Origin of the sequence: Brevibacterium pityocampae (genome assembly GCF_039541555.1) — a bacterium.
GTDB classification, from domain to species: domain Bacteria; phylum Actinomycetota; class Actinomycetes; order Actinomycetales; family Brevibacteriaceae; genus Brevibacterium; species Brevibacterium pityocampae.
Map to the genome: position 1 here is coordinate 197,410 of NZ_BAABGL010000006.1, position 18,070 is coordinate 215,479.

Genomic DNA, 18,070 nt, shown 5'->3' on the forward strand with positions numbered 1-18,070 from the left:
CATTCTGCCACGGCGGGCGGGGCGCGATGCTCCCCCGGACCCGTGTCCGAGGGCCGTTGTAGGGTGACACCGTGACTCAACCGCTCGTCGTCCTCGACACCCCGACGCTGTACTACCGGGCGTTCCACGCCCTCCCGGATTCGCTCCGCGACCCCGCCGGGATGCCGATCAACGCCGCCCGCGGGATGACCCAGACACTCGCCTCCCTCGTCGAGCTCACCGGCTCCACCCGCATCGTCGCGGCGATGGACGCGGACTGGCGACCGGCGTTCCGCACCGCCGTCGTCCCGGAGTACAAGGCGCAGCGCGTCACCGACGACGCCGCCGGCACGGAGACCCCGCCGGACCTCGCCGTCCAGCTCCCCCTCATCACCGCCCTCCTCGCCGCCGCCGGGATCCCCGTGGCCGAGGTGCCCGGCACCGAGGCCGACGACGTCATCGCCTCGATCGCCGCCGCTGCGCACGAATCCGTCGTCATCGTGTCCTCCGACCGGGATCTCCTCTCCCTCCTCGCCCCGGGCCGCGATCTCGTGGTCATGAGGCCCAAGAAGGCCGGCGTCTGGGACACGCTGCGCATCGCCGACCTGCCCGGGTCCTACGGCGTCGTCGACGGCGCGCAGTACCGGGCGCTCGCCGCGCTGCGCGGCGACCCCTCCGACGGGCTCGTCGGGGTGCCGGGCATCGGGGAGAAGACCGCGGCCGCCCTGCTCTCCGGCTACGGCGACCTGCCGGGGATCTTCGCCGCCGCCGAAGCCGGCGAGCGGGCCCACGGGCTGTCCCCGCGTCGCGCCGCGGCGATCCTCGAGCACCGCGCCGCGGTCGAGGCCAACCACACGGTGATGACATGCCGGGAGGATCTCCCGGTGGCCGGGTTCGTCGAGGCCGCTGGCGGTGATCCGGATCCCGTCGCCCTGCGCGAGCTCGCCGCCCGCCACGGTCTGACGCAGAGCGCCGAGCGCCTGCTCGCCGCGCTCGGTGCCCCGCCGGCAGACGTCGCCCCACCCGCAGGTGTCCCGGCCGCCGCCCATACCGGGGAGCAGTCCGCCGGGGAGGTCTGGACCGAGGCCCCCCTGTGGGGATTCGACCTCGAGACCACGGGGACGGATCCGCACACCGCGCGCATCGTCAGCGCCGCGCTCGTCCGATTCGCGGGCGGCGACCCGGTCGAACGGTTGACCTGGCTCGTCGATCCCGGCGTGGAGATCCCGGCCGCCTCGGTCCGCATCCACGGCATCACCCCCGAGCACGTCCGCGCCCACGGTCGGCCGGTCGCCGAAGCGGTGCCGGAGATCCTCGCGAAGGTCGCCGCCATCCGCGGAGCCGGCGGTATGCTCGTCGGCCACAACGTCGTCTACGACCTCACGATCCTCCAGTACGAGGCCGAGCGCGCCGGTGCCGAGCCCGACGCCCGCGCCGTCTGCCCGCCCGTCATCGACACCTTCGTCCTCGACAAGCGGGCCCAGCAGTTCCGCAGGGGGCCGCGCACGCTCACCGCGGTGTCCCAGAACTGGGGCGTCGAGCTCTCCCAGGCGCACGAGGCCCTCGCCGACGCCGAGGCGGCCGTCCGGATCGCCCTCGCGATCGCCGCGGTCCATCCCGACATCGCCGCCCACTCCCCCGCTGCGCTCCACGCCGCGCAGATCGGGTGGAAGCGCGAACAGGCCGCCTCGTTCCAGGAGTACCTGCGCGGGCGCGGCCGTCCGAATGCCGTCGTCGACCCCTCGTGGCCCTTCGAGCCGCGCCGCGGACCCGCTCCCCGGCCCGGTGTCTGACCGCGCCCCCGACCGCCCGGAGGATGCGCGGGGACACCTCGTCCCCTGCGTACACTGGGACCGACACCCGACCCCTGTGGAGGACATGCGCGATGGGATTCTTCGCCCGACTGCTCAACCGGCCCGGCGCCCAGGCCGACAGGCGCATCGGCTGGCTCAGCAGGAGCCGTCCGGAGATCGAACGACTCGGCGAGGAGTACGCCGAGCTCAGCGACGCGGAGATCACCGTGAAGGCCGGGGAGATCTTCGAGACCGGCGAGCGGCGGACCCAGCTCACCGAGTTCGCCGCGCTGGCCCGCGAGGCCGCCGAGCGCACCCTTGACGAGCGCCCCTACGACGAGCAGATCACCGGCCTCATCGGGCTGCTCGAGGGCTCGATCGTGCAGATGCTCACCGGTGAGGGCAAGACCCTCGTCGGCGCGATGGCCGCCGCCGGCTACGCCCTGCAGGGGCGCCGCGTGCACCTCGTCAGCGTCAACGACTACCTCGCGGTGCGCGATGAGGCCTGGATGAGGCCGCTGTTCGATCTGCTCGGTGTCGAGTCGGCCGCGATCTCCGGCACCCAGACCGAGGAGGAGCGCCGGTCCGCCTACCGCTCCGAGGTCGTCTACGCCTCCGTCACCGAAGTCGGGTTCGATGTGCTGCGGGACCGCTTCGTGCTCGACGACGCGGAGATCCGGGTGCCCGGCCGGGACGTCGTCATCGTCGACGAGGCCGACTCCGTGCTCATCGACGAGGCGCGCGTCCCGCTCGTCCTCGCCGGGTCCACCAGCCACGAGGCGGGGGACGCGGAGATCGCCGCGCTCGTCGCCGGACTCGTGGCCGGCGAGCACTACGAGATCAGCCCCGACCGGAAGGCGGTGTCGCTCACCGACGCCGGGATCGACCGGGTCGAGGAGGAGCTCGACGTCGACCTGTTCGGGGACGACTCGGCGACGCTCGCCGCGGTCAACCTCGCGCTCTACGCCTCCGCGCTCGTCCATCGCGACGTCGACTACCTCGTGGTCGACGGCGCCATCAAGCTCATCTCCGACTCCCGCGGCCGGGTGGCCGAGCTTCAGCGCTGGCCCGACGGGCTGCAGGCCGCCGTCGAGGTCAAGGAGCAGCTGTCGACGACAGACAGCGGCGAGATCCTCGATCAGATGACCGTCGAGGAGCTCATCCACGGCTATGACACGGTGTGCGGCATGACCGGCACCGCGGTCGCCGTGGGCGAGGACCTGCGCGAGTTCTACGGGCTCGAGATCGTGCCGGTCGACCCCCACCTCGAGGTCATCCGCGTCGACGAGCCGGACCGTCTCTACACCTTCCAGGAGTCGAAGGAGCGCGCGATCGTCGACGAGGTCGTCGAGCAGCATGCCGCGGACCGTCCCGTGCTCATCGGCACCCGCTCGGTGGCGGAATCCGAGAGCCTCGCCGAGCGGCTGCGCACCCGCGGGATCGATGCGCAGGTGCTCAACGCGAAGGACGATTCCGCAGAGGCGGAGATCATCGCCGGCGCCGGGCGGGCCGGGGCGGTCACCGTGTCCACCCAGATGGCCGGGCGCGGCACCGACATCCGGCTCGCCGACGAATCCGTCGCCGAATCCGGCGGGCTGCTCGTCATCGGCGCCGGCCGCTACCAGTCCTCCCGCCTCGACGACCAGCTGCGCGGCCGCGCCGGCCGCCAGGGCGACCCGGGCTCCTCGGTGTTCTTCACCAGCCTCGAGGACGAGCTCATGAGCCGCGTGCCGGAGGCCCAGCGGTTCATCGAGGAGGGCGACGAGCACGGCCACATCGCCTCGAAGCGCGCCGCCCAGCTCGTCGAGCACGCCCAGCGCATGGCCGAGGGCGAGAACACCGCGGTCCACCGCGACACCTGGCGCTTCAACGAGCTCATGGCCCAGCAGCGCGAGCTCGTCCTCGAGCGCCGGAAGGCGATCCGGGAGGGCGAGGCGGGGATCTCCGAGGTCCGCGCGGAGCTGCCGGAGCGCGTCGAGGAGCTCGACGAGGCGCACGGGGAGGACACCGTCGACGCCGCGATCCGCGACGTCCTGCTCTTCACCCTCGACAACCGGTGGGTCGAGCACCTCGCGTTCCTCAACGATCTGCGCGAGGGCATCCACCTGCGCACGCTCGCCCGGGAGAAGCCGCACGAGGCATTCAACTCCGAGTCGATCGGCGCGTTCTCCGGGTTCTGGACCGATGTCCTCGAGCGCGCGACCGAGGTCGTGGAGGAGGCGGAGTTCACCGACGCGGGCATCGACCTGCCCGCATACGGGCTCAAGCGGCCGTCCTCGACGTGGACCTACCTGTCGACGGACTCGACCTTCGGCTCCGACATCGAGTCCGTGGTCCGGCGCATCGGTCGCTGACAGCCGCCCCGCGGGGTCTCAATCCGCGACGACCCCACGGCGGATCGCGTCCGCCGCGCGGCGCACGACCACCGCGGTCGCGGGCTCGCAGACGTCGGCGACCTGGCCGAGCAGGTCGAGGGTCTGCTTGGCCCAGCGGACGAAGTCCCCGGCGGCGATGTCGGATCCGGCCAGTGCCGCCGACAGCGACTTCCCCTCGGTCCATCGGAAGATCGGTTCGACGAGGCCGAACTCGGGCTCCGGGGTCACCGGCAGGTCCGCGTCGACCTCGAGCCGGTAGAGGTTCTGCCAGGTGCTCCGCAGCTCGACGAGCGCGTGCTCGAGGCTCGCGGAGGGGATCCGCGGGTTGAAGTACCCCTCGGTGCGCCGGGCCTGGTAGACGAGGCTCGAGGCGAAGGCCGCGGCCTCCGGCTCCGACAGCGGGTCCCACAGCCCGGCGCGCACGCTCAGCGCGGTGAGGAGGTCCCGCTCCCCGTAGATGCGGCGCAGGATTCGGGCGTCGTCGGGGAGGAACCCGAGGGTCGTGAGCACGCGGCGCACCCGGTCGAACACCTGCGCGATCGAGGTCGTGCGCCCTTCGATCTGCTTCGTCAGCGAGGCGGTGTCGCGCTGCAGCTTCGCGGCCCGCTCCGCCCACCGGGCGTGGTGCTCGCGGTCGGGGCAGGAATGGCAGGGGTGGCTGCGGAGCTGTTCGCGGACGAGTGCGATCTCCTCGGACTGGACCCGGGCACCCTTGGCCGGCTGCGCGGCCTCGCTGGGCTGTGCGACACGGCCGTCGGCGATCGCGGCGAGCAGGGAATCGCGCAGCGCGCGGCGCTCCGATGCCTGCCGGTGGTTGAAGCGCTTGGGCATCTTGAGGCGTCCGAGCACCACGGCGGGCTCGGTGATCTCGTGCATCCGCAGGTGCCACACCTTGCCCTGCTCGGTGAGCACGGTCGGCAGCCGCAGCTCGCCGTCCCGGTTGCTCATCGGAGTGATGACGACGGCGGTGCCGTCGATCCGCTTCGAGGGCAGCACGATGACGTCGCCGTGCTTGAGCCGGCCGAGCGACTCGATCGTCTCCCGCTGCTTGATCTTCGTGCGTGAGCGGCTGGCCCGCTTCTCCATCTCCGACAGGGTGCGGCGCAGCTGCACGTACTCCTCGAAGTCCCCGCGCTCGCACTCCATCGACGTCCGGTAGCCTGCGAGCGCCTCCTCGTTGCGGCGCACCCGCCGGGCCAGGCCGACTACGCCCTTGTCCGCCTGGAACTGGGCGAACGAGGTCTCGAGCACCTTCGCGGCGTCGTGCTCGGTCAGCCGGGCGAGCAGGTTCGCCGTCATGTTGTACGTCGGGGTGAATCGGCTCTGCAGCGCGTAAGTGCGCTTCGAGGCGAGCGAGCCGATGTCGGCGAGCTCGGTGCTCGGGTGCCAGACGACGACGGCGTGGCCTTCGACGTCGATCCCGCGCCGTCCGGCGCGCCCGGTCAGCTGGGTGTACTCCCCCGGGGTGATCTGCACATGGGATTCGCCGTTGAACTTCGTGAGCTTCTCGAGCACGACGGTGCGCGCCGGCATGTTGACGCCGAGCGCGAGGGTCTCGGTGGCGAACACCGCGCGCAGGCAGCCGTCGACGAACAGCTCCTCGACGAGCTCCTTGAACTGCGGGATCAGACCCGCGTGGTGTGCTCCGAAGCCGTGGATGAGACCGGTGGAGAAGGTGTGGTAGCCGAGCACGGAGAGGTCCTCGGAGCCGAGCTCGTCGTGGAGCTCCTCGAGGCGGGCCATGATGTGACGCTTCTCCGCCTTGTCGGTGAGGTCGAGGCCGGCGGCGAGGCACTGCTCGACGGCGGCATCGCAGCCATTGCGGGAGAAGATGAAGAAGATCGCCGGGAGCAGGTCGTCCTCGTCGAGCTCGCGGATGAGCGCGGTGCGCGAGGGCCGCTGGAAGCGTGCGTGCATGGGCCGGCGGCGGTCCCGCCGGGAGCCCCGGGAGACGAAGGGCCGCACCGCCAGCTCGAGGTCGCGGTTGACCTGCCCGGGCGCCCCGGCCTGGAACAGCGGGTGGAGGTCGGTGCCGACGGCGACGTGGCTGTACAGCGGCACCGGCCGGTGCTCGCTGACGATGACCTCGGTGTGCCCGCGCACCTCGCGGAGCCAGGCGCCGAACTCCTCGGCGTTGGACACGGTGGCCGACAGGCTGACGAGTGCGACATGGGCGGGCAGGTGGATGATGACCTCCTCCCACACCGGTCCCCGGAACCGGTCGCCGAGGTAGTGGACCTCGTCGAGCACGACGTAGCCGAGGGAGCTGAGGTCGGTGCCGGAGTAGATCATGTTGCGCAGCACCTCGGTCGTCATCACGACGATCTGCGCGTCCCGGTTGATCGAGACGTCGCCGGTGAGCAGTCCGACCCGGTCCGCCCCGTACTCCCGGCTGAGCTCTGCGAACTTCTGGTTGCTCAGCGCCTTGATCGGGGTGGTGTAGAAGACGCGCACGTCCTGCTCGGTGGCGAGCAGCACCGCGAACTGGGCGACGACGGTCTTGCCGGCGCCGGTCGGGGCGGCGACGAGCACGGATCTCCCGTCGGCCAGCGCCCGGCACGCCTGCTCCTGGAACGGGTCGAGTCCGTAGGACAGCGCGGCGGTGAAGCGTCCGAACGGGGTGGCCGCCTCCGCTGCGCGCTTCCGCGATGCGGCGTAGGCCTGAGCAGGCGGGATGCGGTCGTCCATGCCCTCGACTCTACCGCCTCGAGGTGCGCGTCCGCCGCCCTCCGGGCCGCTCGCGGCTCAGTCGTCGAGCTCGGCGGGATCCTCCCAGGTGCCCTCGGCGATCATCCGCGCCTTCCGCCGCCGGTCGCCGAGCCAGCACAGCACCCAGGCGAGGACGAACAGTGCAGTCATGGGGATGACGAGGAAGAACATCGAGATCGCATCGGGGGTCGGGGTGGCGATCGCGGCGAAGGCGAAGATCAGCACGACGACCCAGCGCCACGACTTGCGGATGGTGTCGGCCGACAGCAGCCCGAGCAGGTTGAGGCCCACCATGAGGACCGGCAGCACGAAGGCGATGCCGAACACGACGATGATGAGCATGACGAAGTTGAGGTAGTCCTGCGCCGGGATGATGTTCGTCGCACCCTCGGGGGTGAATGCGGTGAGCGTGCGCACGGCGTTCGGCAGGGCGAACGAGGCGAGTGCGGCGCCGGCGAGGAACAGCGGGATCGCGGCGGCGAGGAAGCCCAGGGAGTAGCGCTTCTCCTTCTTCGTCAGGCCCGGCACGATGAAGGCCCATACCTGGTAGAGCCAGAACGGGGAGGTGAGGAAGAAGCCGATGAAGACCGCGACCTTGACCTTCATGTCGAAGGGGGAGGCGACGCCGGCGAAGTTGACCTCCGCGACGCGGCCGTCCTGCGCGGACACCTCCATCACCGGGGCCTGGAGAAACTGGAGGACCGGATCGTAGAGGAACCAGCCCACGACGGCGCCGAGCCCGAGGGCGATGACGGAGAGGAGGACGCGGTTGCGGAGTTCGACGAGGTGCCCCGCCAGCGGCATCCGCTTCTCGGGGTTGGCCGCACGGGCACGGCCGCCTCCCGGCAGACCGCCGGGACGGGAGATCTTCACCACCGGTCAGGGACGGGGGCGCTGCTCGTCGCCGGGGGTGCGGGTGGAATCGACGGGCTCGGCGGTGCGCTCGGCGGACCGGGTCGGGTCTGCGGGACGTTCGGGGGCGTCGGTGATCTCGTGCCGCTCGGCGGTGCCGCGGTCGTCGTCGTTGCGCAGATCCTTGACCTCGGACTTGAAGATCTTCATCGACTTGCCCAGGTTCTTCGCGATCATCGGGAGCTTGGGCGCGCCGAAGATCAGCAGGATGACGACGAGCAGGATGATGATGTGGATCGGCTCGGGGCGCATGCGGACTCCTCAGGAAGCGGTTTCAGGGATCCAGTCTAGTCCCTGCCGACGTGGGAATCATCCGCGCCCGGAGCGGTGCCGGCGATCGCTGAGATGGCACCGTCGGCGGCCTCGGGAGGGGAGACGGCGAGCACGTGACGCCCGTGCTGGAGCAGGAGGCGGGTGAGCCAGGTGTCGGAGAGCACTCGGAGCGTCATCGTCACGGTGCCGGGGCCGTGCGTGTCGTGGGCGCGGTCGAGCGGATCGAGCTCGTCGGCGAGCCAGGCCGCCGCCGGGGCGAGCGCTAGGGTGACCGCGGTGCCGGATTCATCGGGGCCGGCACCGGCTCCGGAGCCCGCATCGGCCTCGTCCGTCGGCGCGGGCGGGGCGGCGGGTGCTGTCGTCGGGGCAGCGCTGCGGATGTTGTCGACGGCGAAGGACCGCTCCCCGCCGGAGGTGTGGCAGTAGGCGTCCATGTACCACTGCCCGGTGAGCCGCAGGGAGCGCGGGGTGACGGTGCGAGCGGTGAGCTCGTCGCGGGAGGGCACGTAGTAGCGGATGTCCAGGCCGGTGCCGGCGGCCGCGGCGCCGCGGATCTCCGCGGCGAGCTCCCGGTCGAGCTCGGGGACGCCCACGTCGATGCTCGGCCGCTCGTCCTGGAGTCCGGCGGCGGTGCGGATCTTGTCCCGGGTGGAGGCGATCGCGGCCTGGCGGTCCGGATCGAGCGAGGCGAGGTAGTCGAGGGCGACGAGGAGGCTCGTCGACTCATCGCGGGTGAGACGCACGGGCACGGACACCTCGTCGGCGTTGCCGAGGTGGATGCGGCCGTCCTCCCAGCTCGCCTCGATGAGGTCGTCGGGCATGCGGCCGGGCCGGCCGGTGACGAAGAGGAGCTCGAGGTCGTCGACGAGCTCGGCGACGGTGACGCCGAACACCGCGGCGGTCCGGTGAAGATCCGCGCCGGGGTTCTCGATAAGGTAGGGCACGAGCCCGAGCAGGCGGGCGAGGCGCGTCGAGGCGGTCGTCGTCATGCGCGCTCCTCCGTGTCGGGTGCCTCGGTCTCCACGGGTGTGCTCGGTGCCACGGGGGCGTCCTGTGCGGCGGTCAGGGCCGCCAGCGTGGTCCCGCGCATCCGCTCCAGGGCGTCGGCGAGGTCGGCGGGCGAGTCGACCTCGACGGCCCGCCCGAAGCCCACCAGCGTCGCGGCGAGCTCCTCCGGATCGTCGTAGCCGAGTGCGAGGAGGTCCCAGCCGGCATCGTCGGTGCCGGCGGGCGTGCCGGCGCGGCGCAGCGGGTCGCCGCTGCCGGGTCGCAGCCGCAGGTGCGCGGTCGTGCTCGCTCCGGAGGCGTGGACCGGCCGGAACCAGTCGCCGGGCCGGAAGTCCTCCGGCACCGTGTAGTCCCCGTCCTTCCGGCCGTGCACTCGGGAGAGGGTGCCGGAGATGCGGGAGAGCCGGAAGGTCCGGATCTCCTCCTTGTCGAGGTCGCGGCCGAGCAGGTAGACGCGGTCGCCGCGGGTGAGCAGCGCATAGGGCTCGAGCCGCCGCTCCCCGGCGACGCCGCCGGGCTTGCGGTAGGAGAAGCGCACGGCGCGCCGGGCGTTCACCGCGGACAGCGCCGCGGCGAAGGTCTCGGTGCCGAACCGCATCCGGGCAGGCAGCGGGTCCGTGCTCTCGGCGAGGTCGATGCCGAGACCCCGGAGCTTGTGGAGCGCCCGCCCGCTCGCCTCGCCGAGCGCCGAGTCCTGCCAGAAGCGGCTCGCGACGGAGAGCACCGCGGCTTCCTGCGGGGTGAGGTCGATCTCGGGCAGCTCGTAGTCGTCGGAGGTGATCCGGTAACCGTAGCCGTTGCGTCCGGTGAACTCGTCGTCCCAGGTCGCGGTGCTGATCTCGATCCCGAGGTCGCGGAGCAGGCGCTTGTCACGGGAGAAGGCGCGGTCGAAGGCGGCGTCGCTGAGGCCGGCGTACTCGTCCATGCACGCCTTGAGGGAATCGCGGTCGATCCACCCGGAGGCGGCGCGCAGCGCGATGAGCAGGTTGAGGATCCGCTCGGTCTGCTCGCGCACGCGGCTGTCGGCATCGTTCACGCCCACCACGCTACAGGCACGCACCGGGTACGGTGGGCATATGATCCACTGGCGTCGTGCGCATGTCGTGTCCGTGAGCAGCGATCGGCCCGGGGTGAGGGAGGTCCGCGCGGCCCTCACCGAACCCCTCCCGGGCGCTGACGGCAGCCCGGGGGCAACCGGTGCCGGAGAGGTCCGCGCAGTGGCCTACACCGGGCTCGTCGGCACCCCGGAGCCCGGCGACACCGTGATCCTCAACGTCTCCGCCCTCGCCCGCGGGCTCGGCACCGGCGGATTCGCGCTCGTCGTCGCCCTGCCCGAGGCGCTCCCCGCGGACCCGCCTCCGGCTCCGGGGCACCTCGTCAAGGACCGCTACTCCCCCACCCAGACGATGGTGCTCGGGGTCGACGACCAGGAGTCCGAGCACCATGCGACGCTCGCCCGGGCGACGGGCATCGACGGGATGCCGGTGCTCGTCGCCGACCTCCACTCGGCGCTGCCCGCGATCCTCGCCGGGATCCGGGCGGAGGACCCGGAGCTGCGGGTCGCCTATGCGATGACCGACGGGGCGGCGCTCCCGCTGCCGTTCTCCCAGGCGGTCGCAGGGCTGCAGGAGGCCGGCTGGCTCGCCGACACGCTGAGCGTCGGCCAGGCGTGGGGCGGGGACCACGAGGCCGTCACCGTCCACTCCGCCCTGCTCGCGGCCCGCCACGTCGCCGGCGCGGACATCACGATCGTCAGCCAGGGCCCGGGCAACCTCGGGACCGGGACCCCGTTCGGGTTCTCCGGCATGGTCGTCGGCGACCACCTCGACGCCGCCGCGCTGCTCGGCGGGCTGCCCGTGGCGGTGGCCCGGATGTCGAACGCCGATGCCCGCGGGCGCCATTTCGGGATCTCCCATCACACGCTCACCGCAGTCGGCCGGGGCGCTCGACCGGGCTGCACGGTGCCGCTGCCCGGCCTCGCCACCCTGCCGGACTCCGTGGCGGCCGCGTGCGACCCCGACCCGCGGATCGTCGCCGAGGCGCTCGCCTCCCAGCGCGCCGAACTCACCGCCCACACGCTCGTCGACGTCGAGCTCGACGGGCTGTTCGAAGCGCTCGAGGGCTCCCCCGTCCGGCTGTCGACGATGGGCCGCGGTCTCACCGCGGATGCCGCCTCGTTCCTCTCCGCCGCGGCCGCCGGGCGCTGGGCGGCCCGCGCGCTCGCCGGATGACAGCGGCGCCGTCGCCTGCCCGGAGGGGGCGGACGACGGCGCCGTGCGCGGTCTCGGCTCAGTGCCGCTGCGAGCGCGGTGTCAGCGCACGTTCTCGAGGTCGCACACGAAGATCAGGCTCTCCCCGGGGGCGATGACGCCGCCGGCGCCGTGGTCGCCGTAGGCGAGGTGCGGCGGGATCCGCAGGGTGCGTCGACCGCCGACCTTCATCCCCTGCACGCCCTGGTCCCAGCCGGCGATGACCATGCCGACGCCGAGCCGGAACTCGAGCGGGGCGCCGCGGTTGTACGAGGAGTCGAACTCCTCACCGGTCGAGTGGGCGACGCCGACGTAGTGGACGGCGACGGTGTCGCCGGCCTTCGCCTCGGCACCGGTGCCGATCTCGTCGTCGACGATCTCGAGCTCGGTGGGCGGCTGGTCGCCGGGGAAATCGATCTCGGGCTTGCTCTTGGCCATGTCTGCTGTCCTTCCGGGACGGGAGATGGTGGATGGGTGCGGCGGCTGCCGGTCAGCCGACGGCCGACAGGATGTCGATGACGAACACGAGGGTGGCGTCGCCGGGGATGGACGGCGGGGAGCCCTGCGCCCCGTAGCCCTTCTCCGGCGGGATCACGACGAGGATCTGGGAACCGACCTTCTGCCCGATGAGCGCCTCGTTCCAGCCGTCGATGACGGGGGCCGCGCCCACGCCTTCGACGGCGAAGGGCTCGCCGCGGTCCCAGCTCGAGTCGAAGGTTTGCGAGGCGTCGTCCCACAGCCAGCCGGAGTAGTGGACGCTCACGGTCTGGCCCTCGGAGACCTCCGCGCCCTCCCCCAGGATCGTCGGCTCGACGACGAGCTCGGCTGGGGCGTCGCCCTCGGGCTGGGTGATGCTCGGGACGCCGGCGTCGTCGGTGGACACCTCGGGCAGGCCCTCGGCGGGCTCCTGCGGCTCACCGGAGGCGCGTTCGAGCGGTTCCGGGATCTCCTCGGCGCTCACCAGGTCGACGACGTAGATCAGGGTCTCGGCAGGCTGCCCGGACTGCGGGCTGCCGTTGAGGCTCAGCAGCACGCGGGAGCCGACCGGCACGTCGACGAGCGCGTCGAACAGCGCCTGGTTGATCTGCGCGGTGTCCATCGGGAAGCCCGACGGCGATTCGGCCTGATAGCTCGACTCGATGACCTCACCGCTCGTCCCGGACACCATCGTCATGTTCGCCGTGACCTGCTGTCCCTCGGCGACCGGTTCGCCGTCGCCCTCGGAGAGCACGGTGTGCGCGGACTCCTCGATGACGAGCGGGGTTTCGAAGGACACCGTCGGCTCGGCGTCGGGCTCGCCCTCGACGGTGACGCCGTCGAGCGAGGTGGTCTTGGCCTCGGCGGTGGAGACCGCCTGGGTCTCGCCGGCCGGATCCGATCCCGAGTCGCCGCAGCCGGCGAGGGCCAGCACGGCGATGCTCAGGGCACTGATGAGAGTGGTGCGCACGAAGGCGTCCTTTCCACGAGGGGCAGGGCAGGGCGAAGAGCCCCCACGATCCTAGCGGCTCACACTGAGTGCTCGCCCGGAGCCTCCCCCAGCCCCGCGATGAGTGCGTCGGCGGAGTCGTTCGATGCCGCGAACGGGTCCTTGAGGACGACGGCGCGCTGGAGCTGGTCGTTGAGCCGCAGATGCACCCAGTCGACGGTGAAGTCGCGGCAGGCCGCGTGCGCCGCGCGCACGAACCGGCCGCGGATCGCCGCGCGCGTCGTGGCCGGCGGGGCGTCGACGGCGGCGCGCACCGTGTCCTCGGGGACCACACGGGCGGCGAGCCCCGCGGCCTCGAGGCGGGCGAGCATGCCGGACCCCGGGGTGAGGTCGTGGAAGGCGAAGTCGAGGCGCGCGATCCGCGGGTCGGCGAGCCCGGCCTCGGAGCGCTGCAGGTAGCGCTGCACGAGGCCGCGCTTGATGACCCAGTCGATCTCCGTGTCGACGCCGGTGAAGTCCCCGCTCTCCACGGCGGCGAGGATCCGCGTCCACAGGTCGATGACCCGCGCGGCGGACGCGTCGGAGCCGAGGCTGTGGTCGCCGGCGGCCACGAGCGCGCGGGCCCGCTCGAGGTAGATCGAGAGCAGCTCGAGCACGGTGAGGCGCTCCCCCGACACGAGCTCGAGGACGTGTCGGCCGGTGAGGTCGCGGGCGACGTGCCGGATGTCGCGGATCGGGTTGCGGAGGCTGAGGTCGCGGATCGGGGCGCCGGACTCGATGAGGTCGAGGACGAGCGCGGCGGAGCCGACCTTGAGCTCCGTCGTCGTCTGCGTCATCGAGGAGTCGCCGACGATGACGTGGAGACGGCGGTACTTCTCCGCGTCGGCATGGGGCTCGTCGCGGGCGTTGATGATCGGCCGGGAGCGGGTGGTGGCCGAGGACACGCCCTCCCACATGACGTCGGAGCGGGCCGACAGCCCGTAGACGAGGTCCCTGCCCGGATCGGTGGGAGCGGTGTGCGGGCTGTGCGGGGCGGCGCGGTTGGAGTCGGCCGGCCGGAGGTCGGTGGCGACCGCACGCGGGATCACCGCCCCGGCGCCGACCATGAGCTGCCGGGTGACGAGGAAGGGCAGGAGCACCGAGGTGAGGTGGGTGAAGTCCATCGAGCGGCGCACGAGGAGGTTCTCGTGGCTGCCGTAGGAGTTCCCTGCGGAGTCGGTGTTGTTCTTCACCAGGTGGGCGGTGCCGTCCACCCCGTCGGCGGCCATCGCGGCCTGGGCGCGGGCGAGGAGATCGACCATGATCGCGTCCCCGGCGGCGTCCTGCGCGAGGAGATCGGGCAGCACGTCGCACTCGGCGGTCGCGTACTCCGGGTGGGAGCCGACGTCGAGGTAGAGGCGGGCGCCGTTGGGGAGGAACACGTTGGAGGACCGGCCCCACTCGACGACCGGTCGGAACAGGTAGCGGGCGATCTCCTCGGGCCCGAGGCGCCTCCCCTCGCCCTGGGTGAACGCGATGCCGTACTCGGTCTCGAGGCCGAAGATCCGCTTCACTGTGCGTCCTCCGCCGGTGGCTGCGTGCTCCCCGGCTGCGCGTCGGTGCCCGGCTGCGCGTCGGTGCCCGCGGCGAGGGCGAGCAGCTCGGCCATCGCGGTGTCGTCGAGGCGGCGGAAGGTGCGGTGGCTGCCGGTCGTCCGGTCGAGGACGGCGGCCTCGATGCTCGTGACGGGGATCGGCGCCCCGTCGGCGGGCGACAGGGCGCGCACGCCGAGCGCGAACACCGCGGGCAGCGGCCGGTCGGCGGTGTGGACGCCGGAGAGCTGGGTGGAGATCGCGTCGGCCTGGCCGCCGATCGCCACGTGCTCGTTCTCGTCGGCCACGGAGCCGTCGTAGGACAGCCGGTAGAGGCGGTCCCCGGCGGCGGTGACGCCGAGCTCGGCGACGACGATCTCGACCTCGAAGGGCTTCGACTCGGTGGTGAAGACGCCGGCGAGGGTCTGCGCGTAGGCGTTGGTGAGGCCGCGCGCGGTGACATCGGCCCGGTCGTAGGAATAGCCGCGGAGGTCGGCGTAGCGCACCCCGGCCTGCCGCAGGGTCTCGAACTCGTTGTACTTGCCGACGGCCGCGAAGCCGATCCGATCGTAGATCTCGGCGATCTTGTGGAGCGTCGAGGACGGGTTCTCGGCGATGAGGACGATGCCCTCGTCGTAGCGGAGCACGACGACCGAGCGGCCGCGCGCGATCCCCTTCCGGGCGAATTCCGCCCGGTCCTTCATCAGCTGCTCGGGTGAGACGTAGAACGGCTGGCTCATGCGCGCTCTCCTTCCGCGCGGGTGGCCACCACGGCGGTGGCGATGTCGAGGACCTCCGACTGCGGCACCTGCCGGGTGCCCGCGGCGTCGACGAGGTGGACGACGGGGGCGACCTGGCGCATGAAGTCCGGTCCCCCGGTGGCGGAGTCGTCGTCGGCGGCGTCGATGAGCGCCTCGACGGCGACCCGGATCGCCGCCGGCGAGTCGAGATCGGGGCTCCACAGCTTCTTCAGCGCCCCCCGGGCGAACCCGGAGCCGGATCCGATCGAGTGGAAGTTGACCTCTTCGTACTTCCCGCCGGTGACGTCGAAGCTGAAGATCCGCCCGTGGTCGGCGCCGGGCTCCACGCCGGCGAACAGCGGCACCACCGCGAGGCCCTGCATCGCGAGGCCGAGGTTGGCGCGCAGCATCGAGGCGAGCCGGTTGGCCTTGCCGACGAGCGAGAGCGGGGTGCCCTCGATCTTCTCGTAGTGCTCGAGCTCGAGCTGGAACAGCCGGATGAGCTCGAGGGCGAGCCCGGCGGTGCCGGCGATGCCGATGACGGAGGTCGAATCCGCGGCGTGGACCTTCTCGATGGTGTGGCTGGCGATGACGTTGCCGATCGTCGCGCGCCGGTCGCCGGCCATGAGCACCCCGGTGGCGGTCTTGAACGACACGATCGTCGTGCCCTCGGGCACCTGCGGGGCGGGGAGCTGCGCACCGCTCTCGCCGAACGGCAGCACCTCGGGGGCGGTCGCCCGGGCGAAGGCGATGAACGAGTTGGTCGTCGAGCTCAGGTAGGCGGGGTCGAAGCCGGGAGTCACTGGCCGCCCTTCTGGACGAAGTTGCGGACGAACTCCTCGGCGTTCGACTCCAGCACGCTGTCGATGTCGTCGAGGATCGAGTCGACCGCCTCGGTATTCACCTGGGTCTGCGCCTGCGCGGCGACGGGTGCGTCGACCGGCTCGACGTCGTCCTTGCGGGTGGTGCGGATCTGCTCCTGGCCGCTGCTCATCTCATACCTCGCTGCTGTCTCGGTGGGCTGTTCCCCCGAGTCTAGTGACTCCGAGGGCGGCGAGCAGCGCCGCCGGCGACTCCGCCTCCTCGATCGCGGCCCCGACGAGCGCGCGCGTGCCCTTGAGCGGGTAGCGCAGCGGCAGGCGGACGAGCGCCTCGCCGCCGGTCGACAGGATGAGCGAGTCCCAGCTCGCGGACACGAGCTCGGCGGTGAAGCGTGCCACCACGCGGCCGCGGAGCCAGGCGCGGGTGTCCTCCGGCGGCGTGTCGAGGGCGGCGGCGACCTCCTCGGCGGTGGTGAGGCGGGTGATCCGGCCGGCCGATTCGAGCCGGTGGAACAGCCCCTTCGACGGCCGGACGTCGTGGTACTGGACGTCGATGAGGGCGAGCTTCGGGTGGTCCCAGGGCAGGTTCTCCCGCGTCCGGTACTGCTCGAGCATCGCGAGCTTCGCGACCCAGTCGATGCTGTCGGAGAGTTCGAAGGGGTCGCGGGCGAGCGCGTCGAGGAACCGCTCCCACTCCGCGAGGACCTCGGCGGTGTCCGGATCCGGGTCCGGCCCGGCGGCGGTCCGCGCGGCATCGAGGTAGATCCGCTGGATCTCGAGCGCGGTGAGGGCCGAGCCGTCGGCCAGGGGCAGGCGGGTGGACAGGGTGAGGTCGTGGGACACCGTCCACAGCGAGTCGAGCGGGTCGGCGAGCTCGAGGTGCGGCACCGCGCCGGACTCGATGAGGCCGAGGACGAGCGAGGTGGTCCCGAAGCGCACGAGGGTCGCGGGCTCCGCGAGGGTGGCGTCGCCGAGGATGACGTGGAGGCGCCGGTAGAGGGTGGGGTCGGCATGGGGCTCGTCGCGGGTGTTGACGATGGGGCGGCGCAGCGTGGTCTCGAGTCCGACCTCGGCCTCGAAGAAGTCCGCGCGGGAGGAGATCTGGTAGCCGGGCGTGTCGCCGTGCACGCCGATCCCCACGCGGCCCGCGCCGCAGAGGATCTGGCGGGTGACGAAGAACGGGGTGATGCCGGTGACGATGTCGTCGAAGGGCACGGCGCGATCGACGAGGTAGTTCTCGTGGGCGCCGTAGGAGGAGCCCTTGGAGTCGGTGTTGTTCTTGTAGAGGTTGACCGGCTCGGGCCCGGCGGCCAGCGATTCGACGGCCGCGAGCGCGACGAGGTCCCCGGCGCGGTCCCAGCGCACGACGTCGCGCGGTGTCAGGGTCTCCGGGGAGGAGTACTCCGGGTGGGCGTGGTCGACGTAGAGGCGCGCCCCGTTGGGGAGGATGACATTGGCGAGGTACTGCGCCTCGGGCTCGGCCTGCGGCAGGTGGGTGAGCTGCGAGGAGTGGGCGTCGGCGACGTTCATGAGGAAGCCGCGGGCATCGGCGAGCGGCGATTCGGTCTCGAAGTCCCAGAAGCTCTGGCTCGACTTGAGCCCGCGCGGTCCCGCGTAGGCGTCGACGACGCGCGCGGAGTCCCGCATCGGGTTGGCGTGCGGGTTGCCGGGCTGGGAGATCCCGAACTCGGTCTCCGCCCCCATGATCCTCTCGACCCTGAGCATGTCGTCATCTCCTCTCCTCGGATCCGGCGTGCGGGTGCGGCCGGTGCCTGTCCGCTCCCCACTCTAGGACGTGCGCGCACCCCCGCGCCCATTACACTGCTCGTGTGGCCGCGAAGAAGAAATCACACCTGCTCATCGCCCTCGTCGTCGACCTCGTGCTCGTGGTGCTGTTCACCATCGTCGGCTACTACACGCACGCGCAGAACCTCGACGTCGACGGGATCATCGGCACCGCCTGGCCGTTCGTGCTCGGGCTGCTCGCCGCCTGGCTGCTCAACGCCGTGTGGGCGGCGCCGCTGGCGCCGCTGCGCACCGGGGTGGGCGTGTGGGCGACGACGGTGCTCCTCGGACTCGTCGTGCGCGCGCTCACCGGTGAGGGCACGGCCGGGCCGTTCGTCGTCGTCGCCGCCTCGCTCAACCTCGTCACGCTCGTCGGCTGGCGGCTCATCGCCACCGCCGTCGCCGGACGCTCCGGGCGCTGAGGCCCGG

16 protein-coding genes are annotated in these 18,070 nt (G+C 72.1%); 4 read left to right on the forward strand and 12 right to left on the reverse strand.

The window, feature by feature from the left end; translation table 11 throughout:
- Positions 1 to 71 precede the first annotated feature (71 nt).
- Both ABD883_RS07015 and secA2 read left to right on the forward strand, forming a co-directional pair.
- Positions 72 to 1,772, forward strand: a complete 1,701-nt coding sequence (locus ABD883_RS07015; protein ID WP_295687291.1) for an exonuclease domain-containing protein — start codon at positions 72 to 74, stop codon at positions 1,770 to 1,772.
- A gap of 92 nt (positions 1,773 to 1,864) precedes the next feature.
- Positions 1,865 to 4,126: an accessory Sec system translocase SecA2 gene (gene secA2, locus ABD883_RS07020; RefSeq protein WP_345031006.1), complete on the forward strand. Its 2,262-nt coding sequence runs from the start codon at positions 1,865 to 1,867 to the stop codon at positions 4,124 to 4,126.
- A gap of 18 nt (positions 4,127 to 4,144) precedes the next feature.
- Here the strand turns inward: secA2 and ABD883_RS07025 are convergent, their stop codons facing one another.
- The 5 genes from ABD883_RS07025 to ABD883_RS07045 form a co-directional block, all read right to left on the reverse strand.
- Positions 4,145 to 6,835, reverse strand: coding sequence for a DEAD/DEAH box helicase (locus ABD883_RS07025; RefSeq protein WP_247424596.1), 2,691 nt, complete (start codon positions 6,833 to 6,835; stop codon positions 4,145 to 4,147).
- Positions 6,836 to 6,892: 57 nt separating this feature from the next.
- The gene (gene tatC / locus ABD883_RS07030) at positions 6,893 to 7,660 is read right to left on the reverse strand and encodes a twin-arginine translocase subunit TatC (protein WP_137320478.1); all 768 of its coding nucleotides are present in this window, start codon (positions 7,658 to 7,660) and stop codon (positions 6,893 to 6,895) included.
- A 75-nt stretch (positions 7,661 to 7,735) separates the two neighbouring features.
- Entirely contained in the window at positions 7,736 to 8,020 is a 285-nt protein-coding gene (gene tatA, locus ABD883_RS07035) for a Sec-independent protein translocase subunit TatA (protein WP_247424599.1), read from the reverse strand.
- Positions 8,021 to 8,055: 35 nt separating this feature from the next.
- Positions 8,056 to 9,030 (reverse strand): WYL domain-containing transcriptional regulator, encoded by a 975-nt coding sequence (locus ABD883_RS07040; RefSeq protein ID WP_247424601.1) that lies wholly within the window; start codon positions 9,028 to 9,030, stop codon positions 8,056 to 8,058.
- Positions 9,027 to 10,085, reverse strand: a complete 1,059-nt coding sequence (locus ABD883_RS07045; protein WP_247424603.1) for a helix-turn-helix transcriptional regulator — start codon at positions 10,083 to 10,085, stop codon at positions 9,027 to 9,029. The genes ABD883_RS07040 and ABD883_RS07045 overlap by 4 nt, the downstream gene beginning before the upstream one ends.
- Before the next feature lie 40 nt (positions 10,086 to 10,125).
- Here ABD883_RS07045 and ABD883_RS07050 point away from each other — a divergent pair, with 40 nt between their 5' ends.
- Positions 10,126 to 11,280 (forward strand): DUF3866 family protein, encoded by a 1,155-nt coding sequence (locus ABD883_RS07050; RefSeq protein ID WP_345031011.1) that lies wholly within the window; start codon positions 10,126 to 10,128, stop codon positions 11,278 to 11,280.
- A gap of 81 nt (positions 11,281 to 11,361) precedes the next feature.
- On the opposite strand, the gene ABD883_RS07055 is transcribed toward ABD883_RS07050, so the two are convergent.
- The 7 genes from ABD883_RS07055 to dop are packed head-to-tail and all read right to left on the reverse strand — an operon-like array spanning position 11,362 to position 17,581.
- Complete coding sequence (locus ABD883_RS07055; protein WP_247424609.1) at positions 11,362 to 11,736, reverse strand: FKBP-type peptidyl-prolyl cis-trans isomerase; 375 nt, start codon at positions 11,734 to 11,736, stop codon at positions 11,362 to 11,364.
- A 52-nt stretch (positions 11,737 to 11,788) separates the two neighbouring features.
- On the reverse strand, positions 11,789 to 12,745 hold the full coding sequence (locus ABD883_RS07060; protein ID WP_247424612.1) for an FKBP-type peptidyl-prolyl cis-trans isomerase: 957 nt from the start codon (positions 12,743 to 12,745) through the stop codon (positions 11,789 to 11,791).
- 59 nt (positions 12,746 to 12,804) lie between these two features.
- Positions 12,805 to 14,277: a Pup--protein ligase gene (gene pafA, locus ABD883_RS07065; protein WP_295687282.1), complete on the reverse strand. Its 1,473-nt coding sequence runs from the start codon at positions 14,275 to 14,277 to the stop codon at positions 12,805 to 12,807.
- The gene (gene prcA, locus ABD883_RS07070) at positions 14,274 to 15,035 is read right to left on the reverse strand and encodes a proteasome subunit alpha (RefSeq protein WP_137319691.1); all 762 of its coding nucleotides are present in this window, start codon (positions 15,033 to 15,035) and stop codon (positions 14,274 to 14,276) included. The genes pafA and prcA overlap by 4 nt, the downstream gene beginning before the upstream one ends.
- Positions 15,032 to 15,838: a proteasome subunit beta gene (gene prcB, locus ABD883_RS07075; RefSeq protein WP_137319692.1), complete on the reverse strand. Its 807-nt coding sequence runs from the start codon at positions 15,836 to 15,838 to the stop codon at positions 15,032 to 15,034. Before prcB ends, prcA begins: the two co-directional genes overlap by 4 nt.
- The gene (locus ABD883_RS07080) at positions 15,835 to 16,029 is read right to left on the reverse strand and encodes a ubiquitin-like protein Pup (protein ID WP_137319693.1); all 195 of its coding nucleotides are present in this window, start codon (positions 16,027 to 16,029) and stop codon (positions 15,835 to 15,837) included. Before ABD883_RS07080 ends, prcB begins: the two co-directional genes overlap by 4 nt.
- A 1-nt stretch (position 16,030) precedes the next feature.
- Positions 16,031 to 17,581, reverse strand: coding sequence for a depupylase/deamidase Dop (gene dop / locus ABD883_RS07085; RefSeq protein ID WP_345031016.1), 1,551 nt, complete (start codon positions 17,579 to 17,581; stop codon positions 16,031 to 16,033).
- 104 nt (positions 17,582 to 17,685) lie between these two features.
- On the opposite strand from dop, the gene ABD883_RS07090 reads away from it, so the two are divergent.
- The gene (locus ABD883_RS07090) at positions 17,686 to 18,063 is read left to right on the forward strand and encodes a DUF3054 domain-containing protein (protein ID WP_137319695.1); all 378 of its coding nucleotides are present in this window, start codon (positions 17,686 to 17,688) and stop codon (positions 18,061 to 18,063) included.
- Positions 18,064 to 18,070 lie beyond the last annotated feature (7 nt).

Bases quoted from the DNA above. Each gene is read 5' to 3' on its own strand.
- secA2 (WP_345031006.1), top strand. From the start codon at position 1,865: ATGGGATTCTTCGCCCGACTGCTCAACCGGCCCGGCGCCCAGGCCGAC.
- ABD883_RS07025 (WP_247424596.1), bottom strand. From the start codon at position 6,835: ATGGACGACCGCATCCCGCCTGCTCAGGCCTACGCCGCATCGCGGAAG.
- tatC (WP_137320478.1), bottom strand. From the start codon at position 7,660: ATGCCGCTGGCGGGGCACCTCGTCGAACTCCGCAACCGCGTCCTCCTC.
- tatA (WP_247424599.1), bottom strand. From the start codon at position 8,020: ATGCGCCCCGAGCCGATCCACATCATCATCCTGCTCGTCGTCATCCTG.
- ABD883_RS07040 (WP_247424601.1), bottom strand. From the start codon at position 9,030: ATGACGACGACCGCCTCGACGCGCCTCGCCCGCCTGCTCGGGCTCGTG.
- ABD883_RS07050 (WP_345031011.1), top strand. From the start codon at position 10,126: ATGATCCACTGGCGTCGTGCGCATGTCGTGTCCGTGAGCAGCGATCGG.
- ABD883_RS07055 (WP_247424609.1), bottom strand. From the start codon at position 11,736: ATGGCCAAGAGCAAGCCCGAGATCGATTTCCCCGGCGACCAGCCGCCC.
- prcA (WP_137319691.1), bottom strand. From the start codon at position 15,035: ATGAGCCAGCCGTTCTACGTCTCACCCGAGCAGCTGATGAAGGACCGG.
- ABD883_RS07080 (WP_137319693.1), bottom strand. From the start codon at position 16,029: ATGAGCAGCGGCCAGGAGCAGATCCGCACCACCCGCAAGGACGACGTC.
- dop (WP_345031016.1), bottom strand. From the start codon at position 17,581: ATGCTCAGGGTCGAGAGGATCATGGGGGCGGAGACCGAGTTCGGGATC.